We start from the raw sequence: 18,636 nt of genomic DNA on the forward strand, positions 1-18,636 counted from the left end.
GTAGTGAACATGACTCAAGTCAAACTGACCACCAACCACGGTGACATCGTCATCGAGCTGAACGCCGAGAAAGCGCCGATCACCGTCGCCAATTTCATCGAGTACGTGAACGCCGGCCACTACGAAAACACCGTTTTCCACCGTGTCATCGGCAACTTCATGATCCAGGGCGGTGGTTTCGAGCCAGGCATGAAAGAAAAGAAAGACAAGCGCCCAAGCATCCAGAACGAAGCGGACAACGGCCTTTCCAACGACAAGTACACCGTCGCCATGGCCCGTACCATGGAGCCGCATTCGGCCTCCGCGCAGTTCTTCATCAACGTGGCCGACAACGCCTTCCTGAACCACAGCGGCAAGAACGTGCAGGGTTGGGGTTACGCGGTGTTCGGTAAAGTCACCGAAGGCCAGGACGTGGTCGACAAAATCAAAGGCGTGTCCACCACGTCCAAAGCCGGTCACCAGGACGTTCCAGCAGAAGACGTTATCGTCGAGAAAGCCGAGATCGTTGGGTGATATTGCTGATTTCAGATTTGCATCTGGAAGAGGAGCGCCCGGACATCACCCGGGCGTTTCTGGATCTGCTCCACGGCCGCGCCCGTGGTGCCCAGGCGTTGTACATTCTGGGGGATTTTTTTGAAGCCTGGATTGGCGACGATGGGATGAGCGCGTTCCAGCGTTCGATCTGCGAAGCGCTGCGTGAGCTGAGCGACAGCGGCACCCCGATTTTTATCATGCACGGCAACCGCGATTTCCTGATCGGCAAGGCATTCTGCAACGCTGCAGGCGCTACCTTGCTCAAGGACCCGAGTGTCGTGCAGTTGCATGGCGAACCCGTGCTGTTGATGCACGGCGACAGCCTCTGCACCCGCGATGTGGGCTATATGAAGCTGCGCCGCATCCTGCGTAACTCGATCGTGCTGTTTATCCTGCGCCACCTGCCCTTGCGCACCCGCCATAAACTGGCGCGCAAGCTGCGCAGCGAAAGCCGTGCGCAAACGCGCATGAAGACCAACGATATTGTCGACGTCACCCCCGAAGAAGTGCCGCGGCTGATGCAACAATTTGGCGTGCGCACCCTGGTCCACGGCCATACGCACCGCCCTGCGATCCATAAATTGCAGATTGGCGATCAGGCGGCCAAGCGCATTGTGCTGGGGGATTGGGACAAGCAAGGCTGGGCGTTGCAGGTGGATGAGCAAGGCTTCCAACTGGCGGCATTTGACTTCGTCAAGCCGCAGTTGGCGTTGCCTGTGGGAGCCGGGCTTGCCCGCGATGCAGGCACCTCGGTGTAACAAGAACACCGAGGTGCTGCTATCGCAGGCAAGCCAACTGCCACAGTTGGTTGCATTCCAATCTTTGCAGATCAGTGGCCGCTTGCCTCCGGCCCCGCCTTCGCCCCAAACGGCGGCTTGGCCAGCCATACCAACAACATCAATGCCATGAACATCCACCCCATCAACGTGAAGTAATCCACGGTGGACATCATGTATGCCTGGCTGGTGAGGATCTGGTCCAGTTGCGCATACGCCTTGTGCCCTGCCCCTCCGAGCGCCTGCAACGCGTCACGGGTGGCCGAGTCGTAGGTGGTCATGTTTTCGCTCATGTACGCATGGTGCTGGTCGGCCCGACGAATCCAGATCCACGTGGTGAGCGACGCCGCAAAGCTGCCGCCCAATGTGCGCAGGAAGGTGGCAAGACCCGCGCCGTCGGCAATCTGGTGCGGTGGCAGGTCGGACATCAAGATGCTCAAGGTCGGCATAAAGAACAGCGCCACGCCGATCCCCATGAACAGTTGCACCAGGGCGATGTGGGTGAAGTCCACCTCATTGGTGAAACCGGCACGCATGAAGCAGCTCAAGCCGATCGCCAGAAACGCCAGGCCCGCCAGCAGGCGCAGGTCGAATTTATGCGCGTACTTGCCCACGAACGGCGACATCAGCACCGGCAGGATGCCGATCGGCGCCACCGCCAGCCCGGCCCAGGTGGCGGTGTAGCCCATCTGGGTCTGCAGCCACTGCGGCAGAATCAGGTTGATACCGAAGAACCCCGAGTAGCCCAGGATCAACACAATGGTGCCGATGCGAAAGTTGCGGTAGGCAAACAGGCGCAGGTTGACCACCGGGTGTTTGTCGGTCATTTCCCAGATGATGAACACCGCCAGGGCAATCACTGAGATAGCCGCCCCCATGATGATGAAGTTCGATTCAAACCAATCCAGGTCGTTGCCCTTGTCGAGGATGATCTGCAACGCACCGACCCCGACGATCAAGCTGAGCAGGCCCACGTAGTCCATCGGCTGGTAACTGGTGACTACCGGACGTTTCTTCAACTGCGCGCGCACCACCATCACGGCAAAGATGCCGATGGGCACGTTGATAAAGAAAATCCATGGCCAGCTGTAGCTGTCGGTGATCCAGCCACCAAGGATCGGTCCGGCAATTGGCGCCACCACCGTGACCATCGCCAGCAACGCCAGGGCCATGCCGCGCCTCGCGGGCGGGTAGACCGCAATCAACAGGGTCTGGGTCATCGGGTACAACGGCCCCGCGACCAGGCCTTGCAACACCCGAAAGCCGATCAGTTCAGGCATCGAGGTGGAGATACCGCAGAGGAACGACGCCAGCACAAACAGCACGGTCGCCCACAGAAACAGCTTCACCTCGCCAAAGCGCCGGCTCAACCAGCCGGTGAGCGGCAAGGCGATGGCGTTGCTCACCGCAAACGAGGTGATGACCCAGGTGCCCTGCTCCGAACTCACGCCCAGGTTGCCGGAAATAGTCGGCAACGCCACGTTGGCGATGGTGGTGTCGAGCACCTGCATAAAGGTCGCCAGCGACAGGCCAATAGTGGCCATCAACAGGCTGGGCGGCGTGAAGGAGGCGTTATTGCTCATCAGCGTTGCACAGCCTTCGGTGCGGCGAGGCTGTTGTCATGGATCAACTGGGTGATCATGGCGTCAGCCTCGGCCAATTGGCGGTCATATACAGTGGTGGTGAACGAGGCTTTTTGCGGCGCCTGTTGCGCCAGTACCGGACCGCTCTGGTCGTGCAGGTCCACATTGACCACGGTGCTCAAGCCCACGCGCAGCGGGTGCTTGGCCAGTTCCTCGGCATTGATGTGGATACGCACCGGCACCCGTTGCACAATCTTGATCCAGTTACCCGTGGCGTTCTGCGCCGGCAGCAGGGCAAACGCGCTGCCGGTACCGGCGCCGAGGCTGTCGACCGTGCCGCTGTACTTGACGTCGCTGCCGTAGATATCCGACTCGATGTCCACCGGCTGGCCAATACGCATATCACGCAGTTGGGTTTCCTTGAAGTTGGCGTCGATCCACAACTGGTTCAGCGGGATCACCGCCATCAACGCGGTACCGGGCTGCACGCGCTGACCCAGTTGCACGGTGCGTTTGGCCACGTAGCCGGTGACCGGCGCGATCAGGGTGCTGCGCGCATTGGCCAGGTAGGCCTGGCGCAATTGCGCGGCGGCGGCCTGCACATCCGGGTGGGACGAGATCACCGTGTCGTCCACCAGGGCGTTGCTGGTTTTGAGCTGCTGCTCAAGGTTGGTCAGGGCGTTTTTGGCCGCTGTGAGCGTGTCACGGGCGTGGGACAGTTCTTCCTGGGAAATCGCCCCGCCCTGGGCCAGGGTTTTGCGGCGGTTGTAGTTGTCCTGTGCGGTCTGCACATCGGCTTTCTGCGCATTGACCTGGGCTTTCATGCCGTCGACGTTGCTGTACAAGCCACGCACCTGCCGCACGGTGCGCGCCAGATTGGCCTGGGCGCTTTGCAGGCCGACCGCGGCGTCGTTCGGGTCAAAGTTGATCAGCACCTGACCCTCGTGGACCAGGTCGCCATCGTCGGCGCCGATGCTGACCACCGTGCCGGTGACCAGCGGGGTGATTTCCACCACGTTGCCGTTCACGTAGGCGTCGTCGGTGCTTTCGTTGAAGCGCCCGTAGAACTCATACCAGCCCCATACGCCCACTACGCAGAGGATGACGATCAGCGTCAGGCCGATAAGCATGACTTTGCGCTTGCGCGGGTTGCTGTCTTGGGTAGGTGTAGCGGTGTTGCTGTCGGCAGTGGCCATGACAAATACCTCACATTATTCCGTGCGTGTGGCTGGGGTGGTCGACGCCACGTTGTCGGCGTTGAAGCCGCCGCCCAGGGCCTGCATCAATTGAATCGACAGATCGATTTGCCCGGCATTCAGGGTCGCCAGCTGACGCTGGGCCTGCAGCAATTGCTGCTCGATGCTGAGCACATCCAGGTAGTTACCGATCCCGGAGCCATAGCGCTGAACCACCGTGTCGTAGGACTGCTGGGCAATGTCCGTGGCGTGTTGCTGGGCCTGGATCTGCCGGCCGGTTTCGCGCAGTTGCGACAGGGTGTTGCCGATATCGCCCAAGGCTTGCACCAGGATTTTGTTGTACTGCGCCACGGCGAGATCGTAGTCGGCGTCGCGCGCATCGAGGTTGGCGCGCAGGCGGCCCCCGTCGAAGATCGGCAGGGAGATCGTTGGCGCAATGTTGAAGAAACGACTGGCCGAGCCGAACATCGCGTCCCCCAGCAACGACTCAGCCCCGGCGCTCGCGCTCAGGTTGAGGTTGGGGTAGAAGCGCGTCTTGCTCGCCGCGATATCTTTACTGGCCGCCTCGACGCGCCAGCGCGCGGCGATCAGGTCGGGGCGCCGCCCCAGCAGCTCGGCGGGCAGCACCGACGGTACGGCGACGACAGCGGGTTTGAGCACCGCCGGGCGTGCCAGCTCGTTGCCGCGGTCCGGGCCTTTGCCGAGCAACACCGCGAGGGCGATTTTGGCGCTTTGCAGCTGTTTATCCGCATCGATCAGTTGTGACTGGGAGCTGGCTTCCAGGCTTTCGGTCTGCTGATACTGGTACTCGCTGTCGATGCCCGCATTCAAACGGCGTTTACTCAAGTCGAGCATTTGCCGGGTGCGCTTGAGGTCGTCGGCGGCCAGGTCTCGCACAATGTGCGCCTGACCCAGGTCGCTGTAGGCCTTGGCCACATCGGCAGCCAAGGTCAGGCGCGCGGCCTGCTGGTCGACTTCGGCGGCACGGGCCTGGCCCAGCGCGGCTTCCCAGGCGGCGCGCTGGCCACCCCAGAGGTCGAAGGTGTAATTGAAGCTGGCGCCGATTTTTCGCACCGTGGAATACGCATCGCCCAGCCCTTGCGGGTCCTGGTCCTTGGCCAACCGCGACCGGGTCACGCCGGCGCTGGCATCCAGCGTCGGCATGCGCGAAGCGTCGGCGGCATACGCGGCGGCTTGGGCCTGGTGCGCACGGGCACTGGCCACTTGCATGTCCGGGCTGTTGTGCAGGGCTTCTTGGATCAGGCCGTCGAGCTGCGGGTCGCCGAGGTTTTTCCACCAATCGGCGCTGGGCCACGCGGCGTTCGACAGGGGCACGCCGTTCAGGGATTTGCCGGTTTGCAGGGTGTTGGCGTCGAGGCGCTGACCCTGGGTGTCGAGGCCGCTGAAGTTGGCGCAACCGGCCATGCTCATGGCCACGAGCACCAGGCAAAGGGCACGTGTATTCATGTGTTACCCACCCGCTGCAGGGTGATGGGATCACCGGCAGCTATCAGAATTTTCTTGAGGATCCGTTCCAGGGCCTCCAGCTCGCCTGGCTCCAAGGCGCCGGCCAGTTGGTTCAACGCCTTGGCGCCGATATGCGGCAGCATGTCCGCCAGGCGCTGGCCGTCGGCGGTCAGCACCAGTTGCACCTGGCGGCGGTCCAGCTCGGAACGCTGGCGGCTGAGCAGGTTTTTTTGCTCCAGCCGGTCGAGCATCCGGGTCATCGACCCGCTGTCCAGGGACAGGTGGCGACACAGCTCGGCCGGGGTGTCGACCCCGAACTGCGCCATGATGATCAACACCTTGAACTGCGCGGCGGTGACACCGTGGGGTTCCATATGGGTGTCAATGATGCGGTCCTTGAGGATCGCGGCGCGGCCCAGCAACAGTCCGAGGTGGCAGTTATGGAAGTTTTCAGGGGTGAAGTGAGACATCGAAAGTCACCTTATTACTGCCTAGGCAGTGAATGTATGACGAGATGTTACTGCCTAGGCAGCAAAAGTCAAATGGAATAATTAGCTTGCTTGGTATGTGTTCAGGAAGGGAACAGGAATGCCAACGACTGTGGGAGGGGCAAGCCCCTTCCCACATGTCTGCAACGAGCAGGGTTTAGAAGTCCCGCTTGTAGAAGATATCCAACGAGCTGGCCACGCCACTGGCCACTTCCAGGTACACCTTCTTGCTGAGCAGGTAGCGCAAGGCAATGGTGCTGGCCGGTTCGAACACCCCGACGCCGTAACGCAGGCTGAGTTTCTCGGTGATCTTGCCGCTGGCGACCACCGCCGTGGTGGTGCCGCTGCCCTGGGTGTCGAGTTCGAAATCCTGGATGCCCAGGTTCCTGGCGATGTCCGAGGTCACCCCGGCGCTGCCCATCAGGCCCAGACCCAGGGCGGCTTGGGCGAGCATGTTGTTGTCTTCGCCGGTGGTGCTCAGCGGACGCCCCAGCACCAGATAGGACAACGCCTGCTCCTGGCTCATGGCCGGTTCCGAGAAGATTTGCGTGGTGGGCTGTTCGGCGCTGCCGCTGAGGCGAATACCGGCCACGACATCGTCGGTCTTGCGGATCGCCTCGATGTCCAGGTACGGCTGATCGAGGGGCCCGGCGAACAACAGGCGCGCACGACGTACGTCGAGTCTCTGGCCGTAGGCACGGTAACGGCCATCGTTGAGCCACAGCTCGCCACGGGTGTCCATGTTGTCGCCGATGTGCACATGCCCCTGCACCTTGGCGGTCAGGCCAAAGCCCGAAAAATTGAGCTGGTCTTCACCCACCGCCACGTCGATATCCATGGCCATGGCCATCGGCGGTTTGCCCTCCTCGGTCTGGCTGCCGATGATGACCGTGTCATCCGACACCTTGACGGTCGACGGCGGCAGCTCGCGCACGGTGATATCACCCCGCGGGATCTGCACCTTGCCGGAGATCGCCAGCTTGTCGTCCTTCACGCCTATCTTCAGGTCGGGCGCCACTTCCAGCACGGCGTAGGGCTCCACCGTCACCGGCAGTTGCGAACCCTGCAGGCTCAGGTCCACCACCAACGCCCGGCTCCAGTCGACGCGGCCTTTGAGGCTGCCCTGCCCGGCCTTGCCGCTGCGCCAGGCGCCGTTGAGCTGCACGCTTTCACCGGCGATCAACGCCTGCACGTTCAAGCCTTCGAGACTGAGCGGCAGTTCTGGCCCGGAGACCTCACCACCGATCAAATTGACGCTGCCGTTGACCTGCGGTGCCAGCAGCCCACCGGAGATGCGCCCATTGCCGTTGAGCTTGCCATTGAGGGTTTCCACCATCGGCACAAACGGCCGCGCCACGGCGAGATCCAGGCCGACGAGGCTGAACGTGCCGGTGATCGGCTTGTTCTTGGGCAGCGGGTTGATCTGCGCCTGGAGCAGCAGCTCACCGAGCTTGCCGCCGCGGAAGTTGAGCTGGGTATCGATGCGCTTGGGATTCAGCGTGGTTTCCAGCTTGAGCGTGTCGTAGGGGAAATCCAGCCATTGGTCCTTGTCCTTGACGCGCAAAGTGCCGCCGCTGGCATCCACCGAGACCACGCCCTTGGGGCCGCTGTCGGGCAGGTCCAGTTGCAGGTCGGCGTTGAGCCTGCCCTGCCAGGCAAAGTCTTTCGGCAAAAACGCCGCCAGGCTTTCGATGGGGAATTGCTTGAGGTGGTAACGCAGTTTGGGTTCGGGCATCAGCCGCTGGTCTTCACCGCAAAAGCTGGCCGGACCGGAGACCCAGCAGTGGGCGGCAAACGTCAGCTTGCCGTCAGCCATGCGCTCGATGTTCGCCGGGGCCTGCAGCTTCCAATCCTGGCCACCGGACTGCACATCGCCACGGGCCAGGCGCCCGCGCCAGTTGCCCTTATCCAGGTTGCCATCCAACGCCAGCGCCAGTTTGAGCAAGGGCCCAACCAGATCCAACTGGACGTTTTGCTGCTTGATGTCGCCTTTGGCGCTGGCGGTCAACGTGCCCAGCAGGGTGTCGCCGCTTTGAATACCGCTGCCCTTGAGGTCCAGGGTCGCGCGCTGGGCGCTGTCCAACGTGGCGCCAAGGCTCAGGCTTTGCAGGCGGTTATCGGCAAATGCCAGTTGCTGGCCTTTGAGGTCGAGTTTGCCTTGGGGAGCCTTGAGGCTGCCGGCCACGTCGAGTCGGCCGTTGATCTGCCCGCGCAACTGCGGCCACAACTGCGCCAGGCGCGCCAGCTTGATATCGATCTGCCCGGCCAGGCGTTGTTGCAGGCTGCCGCTGCCGTTGATGCGGTTGTCGCCCAGGCGGATATCCAGGTTGGCCAACGTCCATTGCTCGCCCGCGCCCTCGGCCTTTGCCGCCAGCACGGCGGTCTGGCCACGCAGGCGGCCCTTGAGGTCGAGGTCGGCGTTGAGCTTGAGTTGTTGATGCTTGAACTCGCCCTTGCTGCGCAGGGGGCCGGCCAGGGTACCCGGCAATTCGGCCACCCAATAAGCCGGGTTCAGCGCCGACAGGTCCAGCGCGGTATCCCAGGCGATGCCGTCGGCAAACTGCAGGTTCAGGTGGCCTTCGGCCTTGCCTTGACCGGCGGTCAGCTTCAATTCGGGCAGGAACACTTGCTTGAGGTCTCCGCTGAACGGCGTGATCACATTGAACTTGCCCGCCGGGCCGTCGAGGTCGGCCTTGAGATTGCCCAGGTAGTTGCCGTCTTTATAGGAAATTTCAGCGTTAAAGGTACGCAACGTGACCTGCGGTTCCTCAACCAGCGGATAAAGGCGATGCCATGGGAAATCGAGCCAATCGATCCTGGCGTCAGCGCTGAAGCCTTGCTGCCAATCCAGTTGGGCGCTGAGCTTGAGGCTCTGCTTATCCCCGGCCGTCAGGTCCAGCCCGGCGATCTGCGCGCCCTTGGCGTCGACCTTGCCTTGCAGCAGCAAATCCACCGGGCCTTTTTCGGCCGGCAACACCGCCTTGCCGAGCAACTGGTAACCGTTTTTCAAGTCACCTTTAGCGCTGAGGTCGAGTTGATTGAGTTGCAAGGTGTCAGGCAAGTCGGCGCTGGGTTTGAAGCCATCGGCACTGATATGCACGGTTGCCGGCAGGTTTTCCATCAGCGGTTGCAGCTCGCCGGTGAGCCTGGCGGGCAGGTAACCGCTGCTGTCGGCGTCAAGCTTGAGGGTCTTGAGCAGATCGCCCTCGACCTTCAGCGCCAGCGTCCACGGCGCCCCACCCGGCGCATACGGCAGGCTCAAGTTGCCGGTGGCGGTCAACGGCCAGTCGCCGGTGGGTTGCAGCAGGCCGGCCAGGTCCAGCACCAGGCCGTCCCGTTGCAGGTGCACCGAATCGATCCTCATGCCGGCGGCAGTCCAATGCGCCGCGAGTTGCAAGCCCTTGAGTTCTTCGCTGCCGTTGAACAGCAGGCTACCGACACGAATGTCACCCAACTCGATGGCAACCGGCAACCTCAGATCCGGCAGCGTAATGGGACCGCTGCTGTCTTCGGTGCTCGGTGGAAACTGCAGGCTGACCTGCTCCACATCCAACTGATTGATGCACAGGGTCATGCGCAGCAGGCAGCCCGGCGACCAATCAAACGTCGGCGCAGTGAGCTCCACGCGGCTGTTGTCTTGCTGCCACAGCAGGTGATCGGCGCTCCACCGGCCACCCAAGTGGCCCTGGAAATTCTCCACGCTCAATCCCGGCACCCGCGCCAACGCCCAACGACTGCCCGCCTGAGTACCCAGTACCGCCCACAGCGCCAGCAGCACCACAACGAGGACAGCGCCAAGCGCCAGCCCCGTAATTTTCAAACCCCGCATCACAACTCAGGCCCCATGGAAAAGTGCAAACGAACGCCGCCCGGGTCTTCCAGGGCATGGGCCAGGTCGAGGCGGATCGGGCCGACCGGCGACACCCAGCGGATACCGACGCCCACGCCGGTTTTCAGGCTGGGCAGTTCCAGGCTGTTGAACGCGTTGCCCTGGTCGATAAAGGTCGCGATCCGCCATTTCTCGGCGATGGAGTACTGATACTCGGCGCTCAGTGCCACCATGTAGCGACCACCGATACGGTCACCGCGATCGTTCTCCGGCGACAACGTCTGGTATTCATAGCCGCGCACGCTCTGATCGCCACCGGCAAAGAAGCGCAGCGACGGCGGCACCGACTTGTAGCCATTGGTGGCACTGCCACCGATCTGGGCCCGCGCCAGAAAACGATGGTTGTCCCACAGCGTAGTCAGGCCTTTGACCATGGCGGTGCCATACAGCAAGTTGGTGTCCGAACCCAGGCCCTCTTTGGCTACCTTGGTGTCGAATTGCAGGCGATAGCCGTTGTGGGGATCAATGCGGTTGTCGCTGCGCAGGTAGGAATAACTGACGCCCGGCATCACCAGGTTACTCAGGCCCGAGTCATTGCCCAGGCGATACTCTTCGCGCTGGTATTTGAGCGAGATCACCCGGGTCCAGCCGCTGGGCAACTTGCTGTGCCACTCCGGGCCAAGGGTGAGCAATTTACTCAAGGTGTCGGTGCCGGACAGTTCTTCGTTCTGGTAGCCACCGGCAAAACGCAGTTTGTCGGTGAGCGGTGGGTCCAGCGGAATGTCGTACCACAGCCCGACGTTCTGGCGCGGCGCCGACAGTTCGGCCTCCCAACCATAACTGTGGCCCTGGGGGTTCACCCAGTGGCGCGTCCAATTGGCCTTGCCGCGCGGGCCGACGTCGGTGGAAAAGCCCAGCCCGAGGCCCATGGTGCGCGGCTTGCGGGTTTCCAGACGCACGGCGACCGGGATTACGTCGTTGGCCGACGCAGCAGGCGCGGCGTCCACCCGCACCCCTTCAAAAAAGCCGCTGGCCTGCAGGTTCTGGTTGAGTTCGGCAATCAGCTCGGAATCGTAAGGGGCGCCGGCCTTGAACGGCACCATGCGTTGCAACAGCTCTTCGTCGAACGGTGTGTCGCCGGCAAAGTTGACCTTGCCCAGGGTATAGCGCGGGCCGCTGTCATAAATGAGTTCGATATCGGCGACGCCCGCCTGGGGGTCCACCGCGAGTGTCTGATGGGTAAAGCGCCCGCTGAAAAAGCCGTAGCGTGAAGCCTGGTTCTGGATCAGGCGCTTGGCGTCTTCGTAGTGGCCGTGGTTAAGCACGGCGCCCGAAACAAGGTCGTTGCTGGCGGGCACGCGAAAGGCTTTGAGGGTCGAGGCAGGGCCGTCGACCCGAATGGTCACGTTACGCAAATGCACCGGTTCGCCGGGGTCGATGGTGAGGATCAGGCGCGGGTTCTTGCCGCCCTTCACATCGCTGTCGATCCGAGGCTGATAGAAGCCCAAGGCCTGGGCCGCTTTACGCGCCTGCTCCTCGGCGCCGCGACTGAAGCGCAGCAATGCCTCTTCATCACGATCGCCGACCCCGCCGATATAGCCTTCGATGTTGGCTTTCAACGCGTCGTTTGAGGGTTTGATCCGCACGTCCAGTTCGCTTTGCGCCAACGCGCCGCAGCTGGTGAACAGCAGAACCAAGCCGCTGGTAAATCTTCCTGGAAACTTCATAGGCGCGGATGCTACACGAGCAGGGGAGACTCTTTGAACTGAGAATTGTCTGAATAATTCTGTTCTAAACCGTTGCAGCCTGTAACGACTGCGGATTGGGGTGGAAAAACACGTGCTCCAGGATCGGTCCTACCGCAACTTCACCGATTTCCTCATAACCCTGGCGTTTATAGAAATCCAGGTAGCGTGAATTGCCCGTGTCCAGCACCACTCCGGAGGAATGCGGGTCTTCGGCACACCAGTTATGCACGGCCTCCAGCAACTGCCCACCGTAGTGTTGACCCTGGAATTGCGGATGAATACCCATCAGCGGCAACACATGCACCGAGTCGCTGGGCAGGCATGCCAGCACGGCGTGATGGTAATCCAGATAACGCCGCGTACCGCGCACGCCGGTGCTCAACCACATGCGCAATTGCCAGGCCCAGCTTTCGGTAATTCCCAGGCGTCGTTGCGGCGGTGCGATCAGCGCGATGCCGATCAACCGGTCATTCACGAACAGACCAATGGCGGGCAATTGCTGGAAAAAATGCTGCTTGACCAGTTCGCGTACCGTGGCGCGCACCCGTTGCTCATAGCCGGCGCGTTCGGCTTCGAAGATGTAGGCGAATGTGGGTTCATGCCGGTAGGCCTGGTACAGGAGGGAGCGGGCTTCGCGGGAATAGCCGCTGTTGAGCAGGCGGATGTCGGCGATGGCAGTTGCGGTGTCAGACATTGGATGAAGCTCCCTGGGCGCCACTTAAATGATGGCGTTCGTATGGGTACGAACCTACGCAGCACGAGTCGTTCCCAGACATTAGCAGTGCAACTGTCCTACCGCCACGCTGGCCCCCGTCTGACTTGTCGGCTAGCATCGCCCTTTTGCCAGGACTGGACTGCCGACCATGAAAATCGTCTCCTTCAATATCAACGGGCTGCGCGCTCGCCCTCATCAGCTGGCGGCGCTGATAGAAAAGCATCAACCCGACGTGATCGGTTTGCAGGAAACCAAAGTCCACGACGACCAGTTCCCCCTGGCGGACGTGCAAGCCCTTGGCTACCACGTGTATTACCACGGCCAAAAAAGCCACTACGGCGTGGCCCTGCTCTCGCGCAAAGAAGCGCTGAGTGTGCACAAAGGCTTTGCTACCGATGAAGAAGAGGCACAGCGCCGCTTTATCTGGGGCACGTTTGCCGACGAACACGGCAACCCGATCACCATCATGAACGGCTATTTCCCTCAGGGTGAAAGCCGCGACCACCCCACCAAGTTCCCGGCCAAAAAACGCTTTTATGAGGACTTGCAGCACCTGCTCGAAGGCCAGTTCAGCAATGAGCAGGCGCTGGTGGTCATGGGCGATGTGAATATTTCGCCGCAGGACTGCGACATCGGCATCGGCCCCGACAATGCCAAGCGCTGGCTCAAAACCGGCAAGTGCAGTTTCCTGCCGGAAGAGCGCGAGTGGATGGCACGCCTGAAGAACTGGGGCCTGGTGGACAGCTTTCGCCACCTCAACCCGGACGTCACCGACCGCTTCAGTTGGTTCGATTACCGCAGCCGTGGTTTTGAAGATGAGCCCAAGCGTGGGCTGCGCATTGACGTGATCATGGCCTCCAACGGCTTGCTGCCTCGCGTGAAGGATGCCGGGGTGGATTACGATCTGCGTGGGCTGGAAAAGCCTTCGGACCATGCGCCGATCTGGCTTGAAATGAGCTGAGACCTGAGGGGAGCCGGGTATTCGGCTCCCGTCATATTTATGCAACCTGACTGACTTAATCTCGCGGCACTCCCTTTGGCTTGAGAAGGTGCCGGCATGACGCTGCGCGTTCTGTTCCTGTTGTGCTGTGTGCTTTCCCTTCCTGTTGTGGCCACTCCCCTGCCCGTTCCCGATCAAGGCCCTGCGTTGCGCATCCAGGGCTCGAATACCATTGGCGCGGCCCTGGGTCCGGCGCTGGTCAAGGGGTTGATGGAACAACAGGGGTTGCACGGCGTACACAGCGAACCCGGCGAAAGCGCCAACGAACAGCGGGTGCTCGGCAGGACGCGCCAAGGCCAGACAATCCGCGTCGACATCGCCGCCCATGGCTCGAGCACCGGCTTCAGCGCCCTGAAAAATGCCACCGCCGACCTCGCCGCCTCTTCACGCCCGATCAAGGACAGCGAACTGGTAGACCTGGAGCCGTTGGGCGACCTGAAAAGCCCCGGCGCCGAACAGGTGATCGCCATCGACGGACTGGCCATCATCCTCAACCCGCAAAACCCCCTCACGACGCTGAACACTGAGCAACTGGCGCAGATCTTCAATGGCGACATCAGCACCTGGGAGGCCGTGGGCGGGGTGGGCGGGGCTATTCAGGTGTACGCGCGCGATGACAAATCCGGCACCTACGACACCTTTAAAGAGCTGGTGCTGCGCCTGCGTGGCAAGCCGCTCGTCACGTCGGCCAAGCGCTTTGAATCCAGCGAACAGTTGTCCGACGCGGTGAGCCGGGATCCGCAAGGCATCGGTTTTATCGGCCTGCCTTACGTGCGCCAGGCCAAGGCTGTGGCGATTGTGGATGGCGACTCGCACCCAATGCTGGCGCTCAATAGCCTGATTGCCACCGAGGATTACCCTCTGTCACGCCGCCTGTTCTTTTACCTGCCGCCTTCTAACCGCAACCCTTGGGCCAAGGCGCTGGTGGACTTCAGCCAGAGCAGCAAAGGCCAGTCGATCGTCGCCGCCAACGGCTTTATCGCCCAGCAGGTGCAGGCGATGGCTGTGGAACCGCGCGACTCGATGCCGGAGGACTATCAAGCCATCGTTCGTGATGCCCAGCGGCTGACGGTGAATTTTCGTTTCGAAGAAGGCAGTGCCAGCCTGGACAACAAGGCCCGCCAGGATCTGCAGCGGGTGGTGGCGTACCTCAAGGCTCACGACAAACTCGACAAACAGGTGACGCTGGTGGGGTTCGGCGATGCCAAGAACGACCCGCAGCGGGCCGCGCTGCTGTCGAAACTGCGAGCGATGGCGGTGCGTCGGGAGCTGGTCAAGAACGGCGTCGTGCTGCGCGACATTCGTGGGTTTGGTGCGCAGATGCCAGTGGCGGCGAATACGGCGGACGAAGGACGGATCAAGAATCGGCGCGTGGAAGTATGGGTGTACTGAAAAGATGTGGCTGAGCTGGGGTTGTTGTGGGAGCAAGCCCGCTCGCCATAACAACCCCAGTTCACTGCACTTACTGCCCGCTGCGCATCAGCTCTTTAGGCACGTATTTGCCGATCTCGAACTTGCCGATGGCGGCACGGTGCACTTCGTCCGGGCCATCGGCCAGGCGCAGGGTGCGTTGCATGGCGTACATGTAGGCCAGTGGGAAGTCATTGGAAACGCCGGCGCCACCATGGATCTGGATCGCGCGGTCGATCACCTTCAAGGCCACGTTGGGCGCCACGACTTTTATCTGGGCGATTTCACTTTTCGCCACTTTATTACCCACGGTGTCCATCATGTACGCCGCCTTTAATGTCAGCAGGCGCGCCATGTCGATTTCCATGCGTGAGTCGGCGATCTTGTCGATATTGCCGCCCAAACGCGCCAGGGGCTTACCGAATGCGGTGCGGCTGACCGAACGTTTGCACATCAGCTCCAGCGCACGCTCGGCCATACCGATGGAGCGCATGCAATGGTGGATACGGCCCGGGCCAAGGCGGCCCTGGGCGATTTCAAAACCTCGGCCCTCGCCAAGCAGCACATTCTCATAGGGCACGCGCACGTTGTCGAACAGCACTTCGGCGTGGCCGTGGGGCGCGTCGTCGTAGCCGAACACCGGCAGCGGCCGCACGATCTTCACACCGGGGGTGTCCACCGGCACCAGAATCATCGAGTGCTGCTGGTGACGCGGCGCGTCGGGGTTGCTCAGGCCCATAAAGATCAGAATCTTGCAGCGCGGGTCGCACGCGCCGGAGGTCCACCACTTCTTGCCGTTGATCACCCATTCGTCGCCCTGACGTTCGGCGCGGGCGGCCATGTTGGTGGCATCGGACGAAGCGACATCGGGCTCGGTCATGGCAAAGGCCGAGCGGATCTCACCGCGCAACAGCGGTTCGAGCCAGCGTTGCTTCTGCTCTTCGTTGGCGTAGCGCACCAGCACTTCCATATTGCCGGTGTCGGGGGCGGAGCAGTTGAACGGCTCCGGGCCCAGCAGCGAGCGGCCCATGATTTCGGCCAGGGGTGCGTACTCAAGGTTGGTCAGGCCGGCGCCCAGCTGGGACTCGGGCAGGAACAGGTTCCACAGGCCTTCGGCTTTAGCGCGGGCCTTCAGTTCTTCCATGATTGCGGTGGGCTGCCAGCGGTCACCTTCACTGACCTGGCGTTCGAACACCGGTTCGGCCGGGTAAACGTATGCATCCATAAACGCGGTGACGCGTTCGCGCAGTTCCTGAACCTTGGGCGAATAGGCGAAATCCATGAGCAGCTCCCTTCTTTGAGAGGTTGTTTAGGTCATGCAATCGATGCTAGAACAGCGCTCATAATTTACCTAGCCTATTCTCGGCGTGTATTAACATTCATCACCGATATATGATCGACGCCCCAGCACCTGACAAATCGCCACCTGACAATAAGAGCGCAACCCAATGAATCTGAGCAAGGTCGACCTCAACCTGTTTATCGTCTTCGACGCGATCTACACCGAAGCCAACCTGACCCGCGCCGGGCAGATCGTCGGCATCACTCAGCCGGCGGTGTCCAACGCCCTGGCGCGCCTGCGGGAAACCTTCAACGACCCGCTGTTCGTGCGTACCGCCCAGGGCATGGTGCCCACGCCCATGGCGCAGAACATCATCGGCCCGGTACGCAACGCATTGTCACTGCTGCGGGTGTCGGTGCAGGAAAGCCGCATCTTCAACCCCCAACAGGCGGCGAAGACCTATCGCATCAGCATGACCGACCTCACCGAAGCAGTGATTTTGCCGCCGTTGTTCCAGCGCCTGCGTCGCCTGGCACCGACGGTGGTGATCGAGAGCTTCCTGTCCAAACGCCGCGAAACCACCAAGGAGCTGGCAGCCGGGCGCCTTGACTTTGCCGTGGATGCGCCGCTCAACACCGACCCGCAGGTGCGCCACGTCAAGCTGATGGAAGACCGCTACGTGTGCGCCATGCGCAAGGGCCATCCACTGGCGGGCAAGGACAAACTGAGCCTGGACGATTACCTGGGGCTGACCCATATCCATATCTCCAGCCGCCGCAACGGCCTGGGCCACGTCGACCTGGCCCTGGGCAAGATGGGCCTGCAGCGCAAGATCGCCCTGCGCTCCCAGCACTACCTGATGGCCTCGCAAGTGCTGCAGCAGACCGACATGGTGATGACCGTGCCCGAGCGCTTTGCACGGCGCCATGAACTGCACTGGGTCAACCTGCCGGTCAACGATGTACCGCCGGTGGAAACCCACCTCTACTGGCACGAAAGCACCGACCAGGACCCGGCCAACCGCTGGATGCGCGAGCAGATGATCGAGTTGTGCCAGCAGGTGACGGCCCACGAAAAGAAACTGGATGGCAAGCAGGCTTGACCTGCGGGGAACAGGCCTGCCCGCTCATGCGCAGCCTCGCCCTGTGGTGGGCAGGCTTGTCCTGCGCCGGGCTGCGCAGCAGCCCCCTGACAACCCACACAGCTTGACGTTAACGTCAACCACCCACTAGCCTAGCGTCCAAGCCCCCCCTTGAGCGCCGCCATGAGCATCACCTACAGCATCTCCGACCTCGCCCGCGAGCTCGACATCACCACCCGCGCTATTCGTTTCTACGAAGAGCAAGGCCTGCTGGCCCCGGAACGCCGGGGCCAGGAGCGCATCTATTCGGCACGGGACAAGGTCAGCCTCAAGCTGATCCTGCGCGGCAAGCGCATCGGGTTTTCCCTGGCCGAGTGCCGCGAGTTGATCGAACTGTATGACCCCACCAGCGGCAATCACGTGCAGCTCAACAGCATGCTGGCGAAGATCGCCGAGCGGCGTGAACAGCTCGAACAGCAACTGCTGGATATCGAACAGATGAAACTGGAACTGGACACCGCCGAAGAGCGCTGCACCCAGGCCCTTGCGCACACCATGAGCCAGGCCGGCCATTAATCAGAAGGTAACTGCCATGTCCCTGCCCTCACACGTTCGCCTGGTGGAAGTCGGCCCGCGCGACGGTTTGCAGAACGAAGCCCAGCCCATCAGCGTGGCCCACAAGGTGCAACTGGTGGACGCCCTCAGCGCCGCCGGTTTGAGCTATATCGAAGTCGGCAGTTTTGTCTCGCCCAAGTGGGTGCCGCAGATGGCCGGTTCGGCCGAAGTGTTTGCGCAGATCCAGCGCAAGCCCGGCGTGACCTACGGTGCGCTGGCACCGAACCTGCGCGGCTTTGAGGATGCGTTGGCGGCTGGCGTGAAGGAGGTTGCGGTGTTTGCAGCGGCGTCCGAAGCGTTTTCCCAGCGCAATATCAACTGTTCCATCAGCGAAAGCCTGGCGCGATTTGTGCCGATCATGAGCGCAGCCAAAGCGCATGGGGTGAGCGTGCGCGGTTACGTGTCGTGTGTGCTGGGTTGCCCGTACGAAGGTAACGTCGCTGCGGAACAGGTGGCGGTTGTCGCACGGGAACTGTACGCCATGGGCTGTTATGAAGTGTCCCTGGGCGACACCATAGGCACCGGCACCGCAGGCGCGACGCGGCGGTTGTTTGAGGTGGTGAGCGCGCAAGTGCCCCGGGACAAGCTGGCCGGGCACTTCCATGACACCTATGGCCAGGCGATTGCCAATGTCTACGCGAGCCTGCTCGAAGGCATCAACGTGTTCGACAGCTCTATCGCGGGCCTCGGCGGCTGCCCTTACGCCAAGGGCGCCAGCGGTAACGTCGCCACCGAAGACGTGGTTTACCTGCTCAACGGGCTGGGAATCGACACCGGTATCGACCTGGAGGCATTGATCATGGCAGGCCAGCAGATCAGCAGCGTGCTGGGTCGGCCCAGTGGTTCACGCGTGGCGAAGGCCCGTAACACCGTTGAGTAGCGTAGCTGTGACAATGTGTTACCGCGCCCCTG

General features: G+C 61.9%; 15 protein-coding genes. 7 read left to right on the forward strand and 8 right to left on the reverse strand.

Going from position 1 to position 18,636, the window contains the following annotated elements; translation table 11 throughout:
- Window positions 1-9 precede the first annotated feature (9 nt).
- Both PSH59_RS15765 and lpxH read left to right on the forward strand, forming a co-directional pair.
- A complete protein-coding gene (locus PSH59_RS15765; protein ID WP_057721741.1) occupies window positions 10-513 on the forward strand; it encodes a peptidylprolyl isomerase in 504 nt (167 codons plus the stop codon).
- Window positions 510-1,292 (forward strand): UDP-2,3-diacylglucosamine diphosphatase, encoded by a 783-nt coding sequence (lpxH, locus tag PSH59_RS15770; protein ID WP_305393131.1) that lies wholly within the window; start codon window positions 510-512, stop codon window positions 1,290-1,292. The genes PSH59_RS15765 and lpxH overlap by 4 nt, the downstream gene beginning before the upstream one ends.
- A 71-nt stretch (window positions 1,293-1,363) precedes the next feature.
- Here lpxH and PSH59_RS15775 read toward each other — a convergent pair whose 3' ends face one another.
- The 7 genes from PSH59_RS15775 to PSH59_RS15805 form a co-directional block, all read right to left on the reverse strand.
- Window positions 1,364-2,893 carry a DHA2 family efflux MFS transporter permease subunit gene (locus PSH59_RS15775; RefSeq protein ID WP_305393132.1) on the reverse strand — a complete coding sequence of 510 codons (1,530 nt, stop codon included), beginning with the start codon at window positions 2,891-2,893 and terminating at the stop codon, window positions 1,364-1,366.
- Complete coding sequence (locus PSH59_RS15780) at window positions 2,893-4,089, reverse strand: HlyD family efflux transporter periplasmic adaptor subunit (protein WP_305393133.1); 1,197 nt, start codon at window positions 4,087-4,089, stop codon at window positions 2,893-2,895. The genes PSH59_RS15775 and PSH59_RS15780 overlap by 1 nt, the downstream gene beginning before the upstream one ends.
- A gap of 15 nt (window positions 4,090-4,104) precedes the next feature.
- Window positions 4,105-5,556 carry an efflux transporter outer membrane subunit gene (locus tag PSH59_RS15785; RefSeq protein ID WP_305393134.1) on the reverse strand — a complete coding sequence of 484 codons (1,452 nt, stop codon included), beginning with the start codon at window positions 5,554-5,556 and terminating at the stop codon, window positions 4,105-4,107.
- Window positions 5,553-6,026 carry a MarR family winged helix-turn-helix transcriptional regulator gene (locus PSH59_RS15790; protein WP_248079568.1) on the reverse strand — a complete coding sequence of 158 codons (474 nt, stop codon included), beginning with the start codon at window positions 6,024-6,026 and terminating at the stop codon, window positions 5,553-5,555. The genes PSH59_RS15785 and PSH59_RS15790 overlap by 4 nt, the downstream gene beginning before the upstream one ends.
- Before the next feature lie 175 nt (window positions 6,027-6,201).
- Window positions 6,202-9,873: a translocation/assembly module TamB domain-containing protein gene (locus PSH59_RS15795; protein WP_305393135.1), complete on the reverse strand. Its 3,672-nt coding sequence runs from the start codon at window positions 9,871-9,873 to the stop codon at window positions 6,202-6,204.
- Window positions 9,873-11,600: an autotransporter assembly complex family protein gene (locus PSH59_RS15800; RefSeq protein ID WP_305393136.1), complete on the reverse strand. Its 1,728-nt coding sequence runs from the start codon at window positions 11,598-11,600 to the stop codon at window positions 9,873-9,875. Before PSH59_RS15800 ends, PSH59_RS15795 begins: the two co-directional genes overlap by 1 nt.
- Before the next feature lie 64 nt (window positions 11,601-11,664).
- A complete protein-coding gene (locus PSH59_RS15805) occupies window positions 11,665-12,315 on the reverse strand; it encodes a GNAT family N-acetyltransferase (protein ID WP_305393137.1) in 651 nt (216 codons plus the stop codon).
- A 169-nt stretch (window positions 12,316-12,484) separates the two neighbouring features.
- Between PSH59_RS15805 and xthA the strand changes: the two genes are divergently transcribed.
- Window positions 12,485-13,297 (forward strand): exodeoxyribonuclease III, encoded by an 813-nt coding sequence (gene xthA / locus PSH59_RS15810; protein ID WP_305393138.1) that lies wholly within the window; start codon window positions 12,485-12,487, stop codon window positions 13,295-13,297.
- Window positions 13,298-13,393: 96 nt separating this feature from the next.
- A complete protein-coding gene (locus PSH59_RS15815) occupies window positions 13,394-14,728 on the forward strand; it encodes a phosphate ABC transporter substrate-binding/OmpA family protein (protein ID WP_305393139.1) in 1,335 nt (444 codons plus the stop codon).
- A gap of 70 nt (window positions 14,729-14,798) precedes the next feature.
- Here PSH59_RS15815 and PSH59_RS15820 read toward each other — a convergent pair whose 3' ends face one another.
- A complete protein-coding gene (locus PSH59_RS15820) occupies window positions 14,799-16,028 on the reverse strand; it encodes an acyl-CoA dehydrogenase (protein WP_305393140.1) in 1,230 nt (409 codons plus the stop codon).
- Between the two features lie 166 nt (window positions 16,029-16,194).
- On the opposite strand from PSH59_RS15820, the gene PSH59_RS15825 reads away from it, so the two are divergent.
- The 3 genes from PSH59_RS15825 to PSH59_RS15835 all read left to right on the forward strand — a co-directional run bounded on the left by PSH59_RS15825 (window position 16,195) and on the right by PSH59_RS15835 (window position 18,604).
- Window positions 16,195-17,130, forward strand: coding sequence for a LysR family transcriptional regulator (locus PSH59_RS15825; RefSeq protein WP_248079582.1), 936 nt, complete (start codon window positions 16,195-16,197; stop codon window positions 17,128-17,130).
- Between the two features lie 162 nt (window positions 17,131-17,292).
- A complete protein-coding gene (locus PSH59_RS15830) occupies window positions 17,293-17,685 on the forward strand; it encodes a MerR family DNA-binding transcriptional regulator (protein ID WP_248079584.1) in 393 nt (130 codons plus the stop codon).
- A 16-nt stretch (window positions 17,686-17,701) separates the two neighbouring features.
- Window positions 17,702-18,604 (forward strand): hydroxymethylglutaryl-CoA lyase, encoded by a 903-nt coding sequence (locus PSH59_RS15835; RefSeq protein ID WP_305393141.1) that lies wholly within the window; start codon window positions 17,702-17,704, stop codon window positions 18,602-18,604.
- Window positions 18,605-18,636 lie beyond the last annotated feature (32 nt).

It is taken from the genome of Pseudomonas sp. FP2309 (assembly GCF_030687575.1).
In the GTDB taxonomy this organism is placed as follows: Bacteria; Pseudomonadota; Gammaproteobacteria; order Pseudomonadales; family Pseudomonadaceae; genus Aquipseudomonas.

Excerpts from the sequence above, each read along its gene's own strand:
- PSH59_RS15775 (WP_305393132.1), bottom strand. The coding sequence starts at position 2,893 with ATGAGCAATAACGCCTCCTTCACGCCGCCCAGCCTGTTGATGGCCACT.
- PSH59_RS15805 (WP_305393137.1), bottom strand. The coding sequence starts at position 12,315 with ATGTCTGACACCGCAACTGCCATCGCCGACATCCGCCTGCTCAACAGC.
- xthA (WP_305393138.1), top strand. The coding sequence starts at position 12,485 with ATGAAAATCGTCTCCTTCAATATCAACGGGCTGCGCGCTCGCCCTCAT.
- PSH59_RS15765 (WP_057721741.1), top strand. The coding sequence starts at position 10 with ATGACTCAAGTCAAACTGACCACCAACCACGGTGACATCGTCATCGAG.
- PSH59_RS15825 (WP_248079582.1), top strand. The coding sequence starts at position 16,195 with ATGAATCTGAGCAAGGTCGACCTCAACCTGTTTATCGTCTTCGACGCG.
- PSH59_RS15835 (WP_305393141.1), top strand. The coding sequence starts at position 17,702 with ATGTCCCTGCCCTCACACGTTCGCCTGGTGGAAGTCGGCCCGCGCGAC.
- PSH59_RS15780 (WP_305393133.1), bottom strand. The coding sequence starts at position 4,089 with ATGGCCACTGCCGACAGCAACACCGCTACACCTACCCAAGACAGCAAC.
- PSH59_RS15785 (WP_305393134.1), bottom strand. The coding sequence starts at position 5,556 with ATGAATACACGTGCCCTTTGCCTGGTGCTCGTGGCCATGAGCATGGCC.
- PSH59_RS15830 (WP_248079584.1), top strand. The coding sequence starts at position 17,293 with ATGAGCATCACCTACAGCATCTCCGACCTCGCCCGCGAGCTCGACATC.
- PSH59_RS15800 (WP_305393136.1), bottom strand. The coding sequence starts at position 11,600 with ATGAAGTTTCCAGGAAGATTTACCAGCGGCTTGGTTCTGCTGTTCACC.
- PSH59_RS15795 (WP_305393135.1), bottom strand. The coding sequence starts at position 9,873 with ATGCGGGGTTTGAAAATTACGGGGCTGGCGCTTGGCGCTGTCCTCGTT.
- PSH59_RS15815 (WP_305393139.1), top strand. The coding sequence starts at position 13,394 with ATGACGCTGCGCGTTCTGTTCCTGTTGTGCTGTGTGCTTTCCCTTCCT.
- PSH59_RS15820 (WP_305393140.1), bottom strand. The coding sequence starts at position 16,028 with ATGGATTTCGCCTATTCGCCCAAGGTTCAGGAACTGCGCGAACGCGTC.
- PSH59_RS15790 (WP_248079568.1), bottom strand. The coding sequence starts at position 6,026 with ATGTCTCACTTCACCCCTGAAAACTTCCATAACTGCCACCTCGGACTG.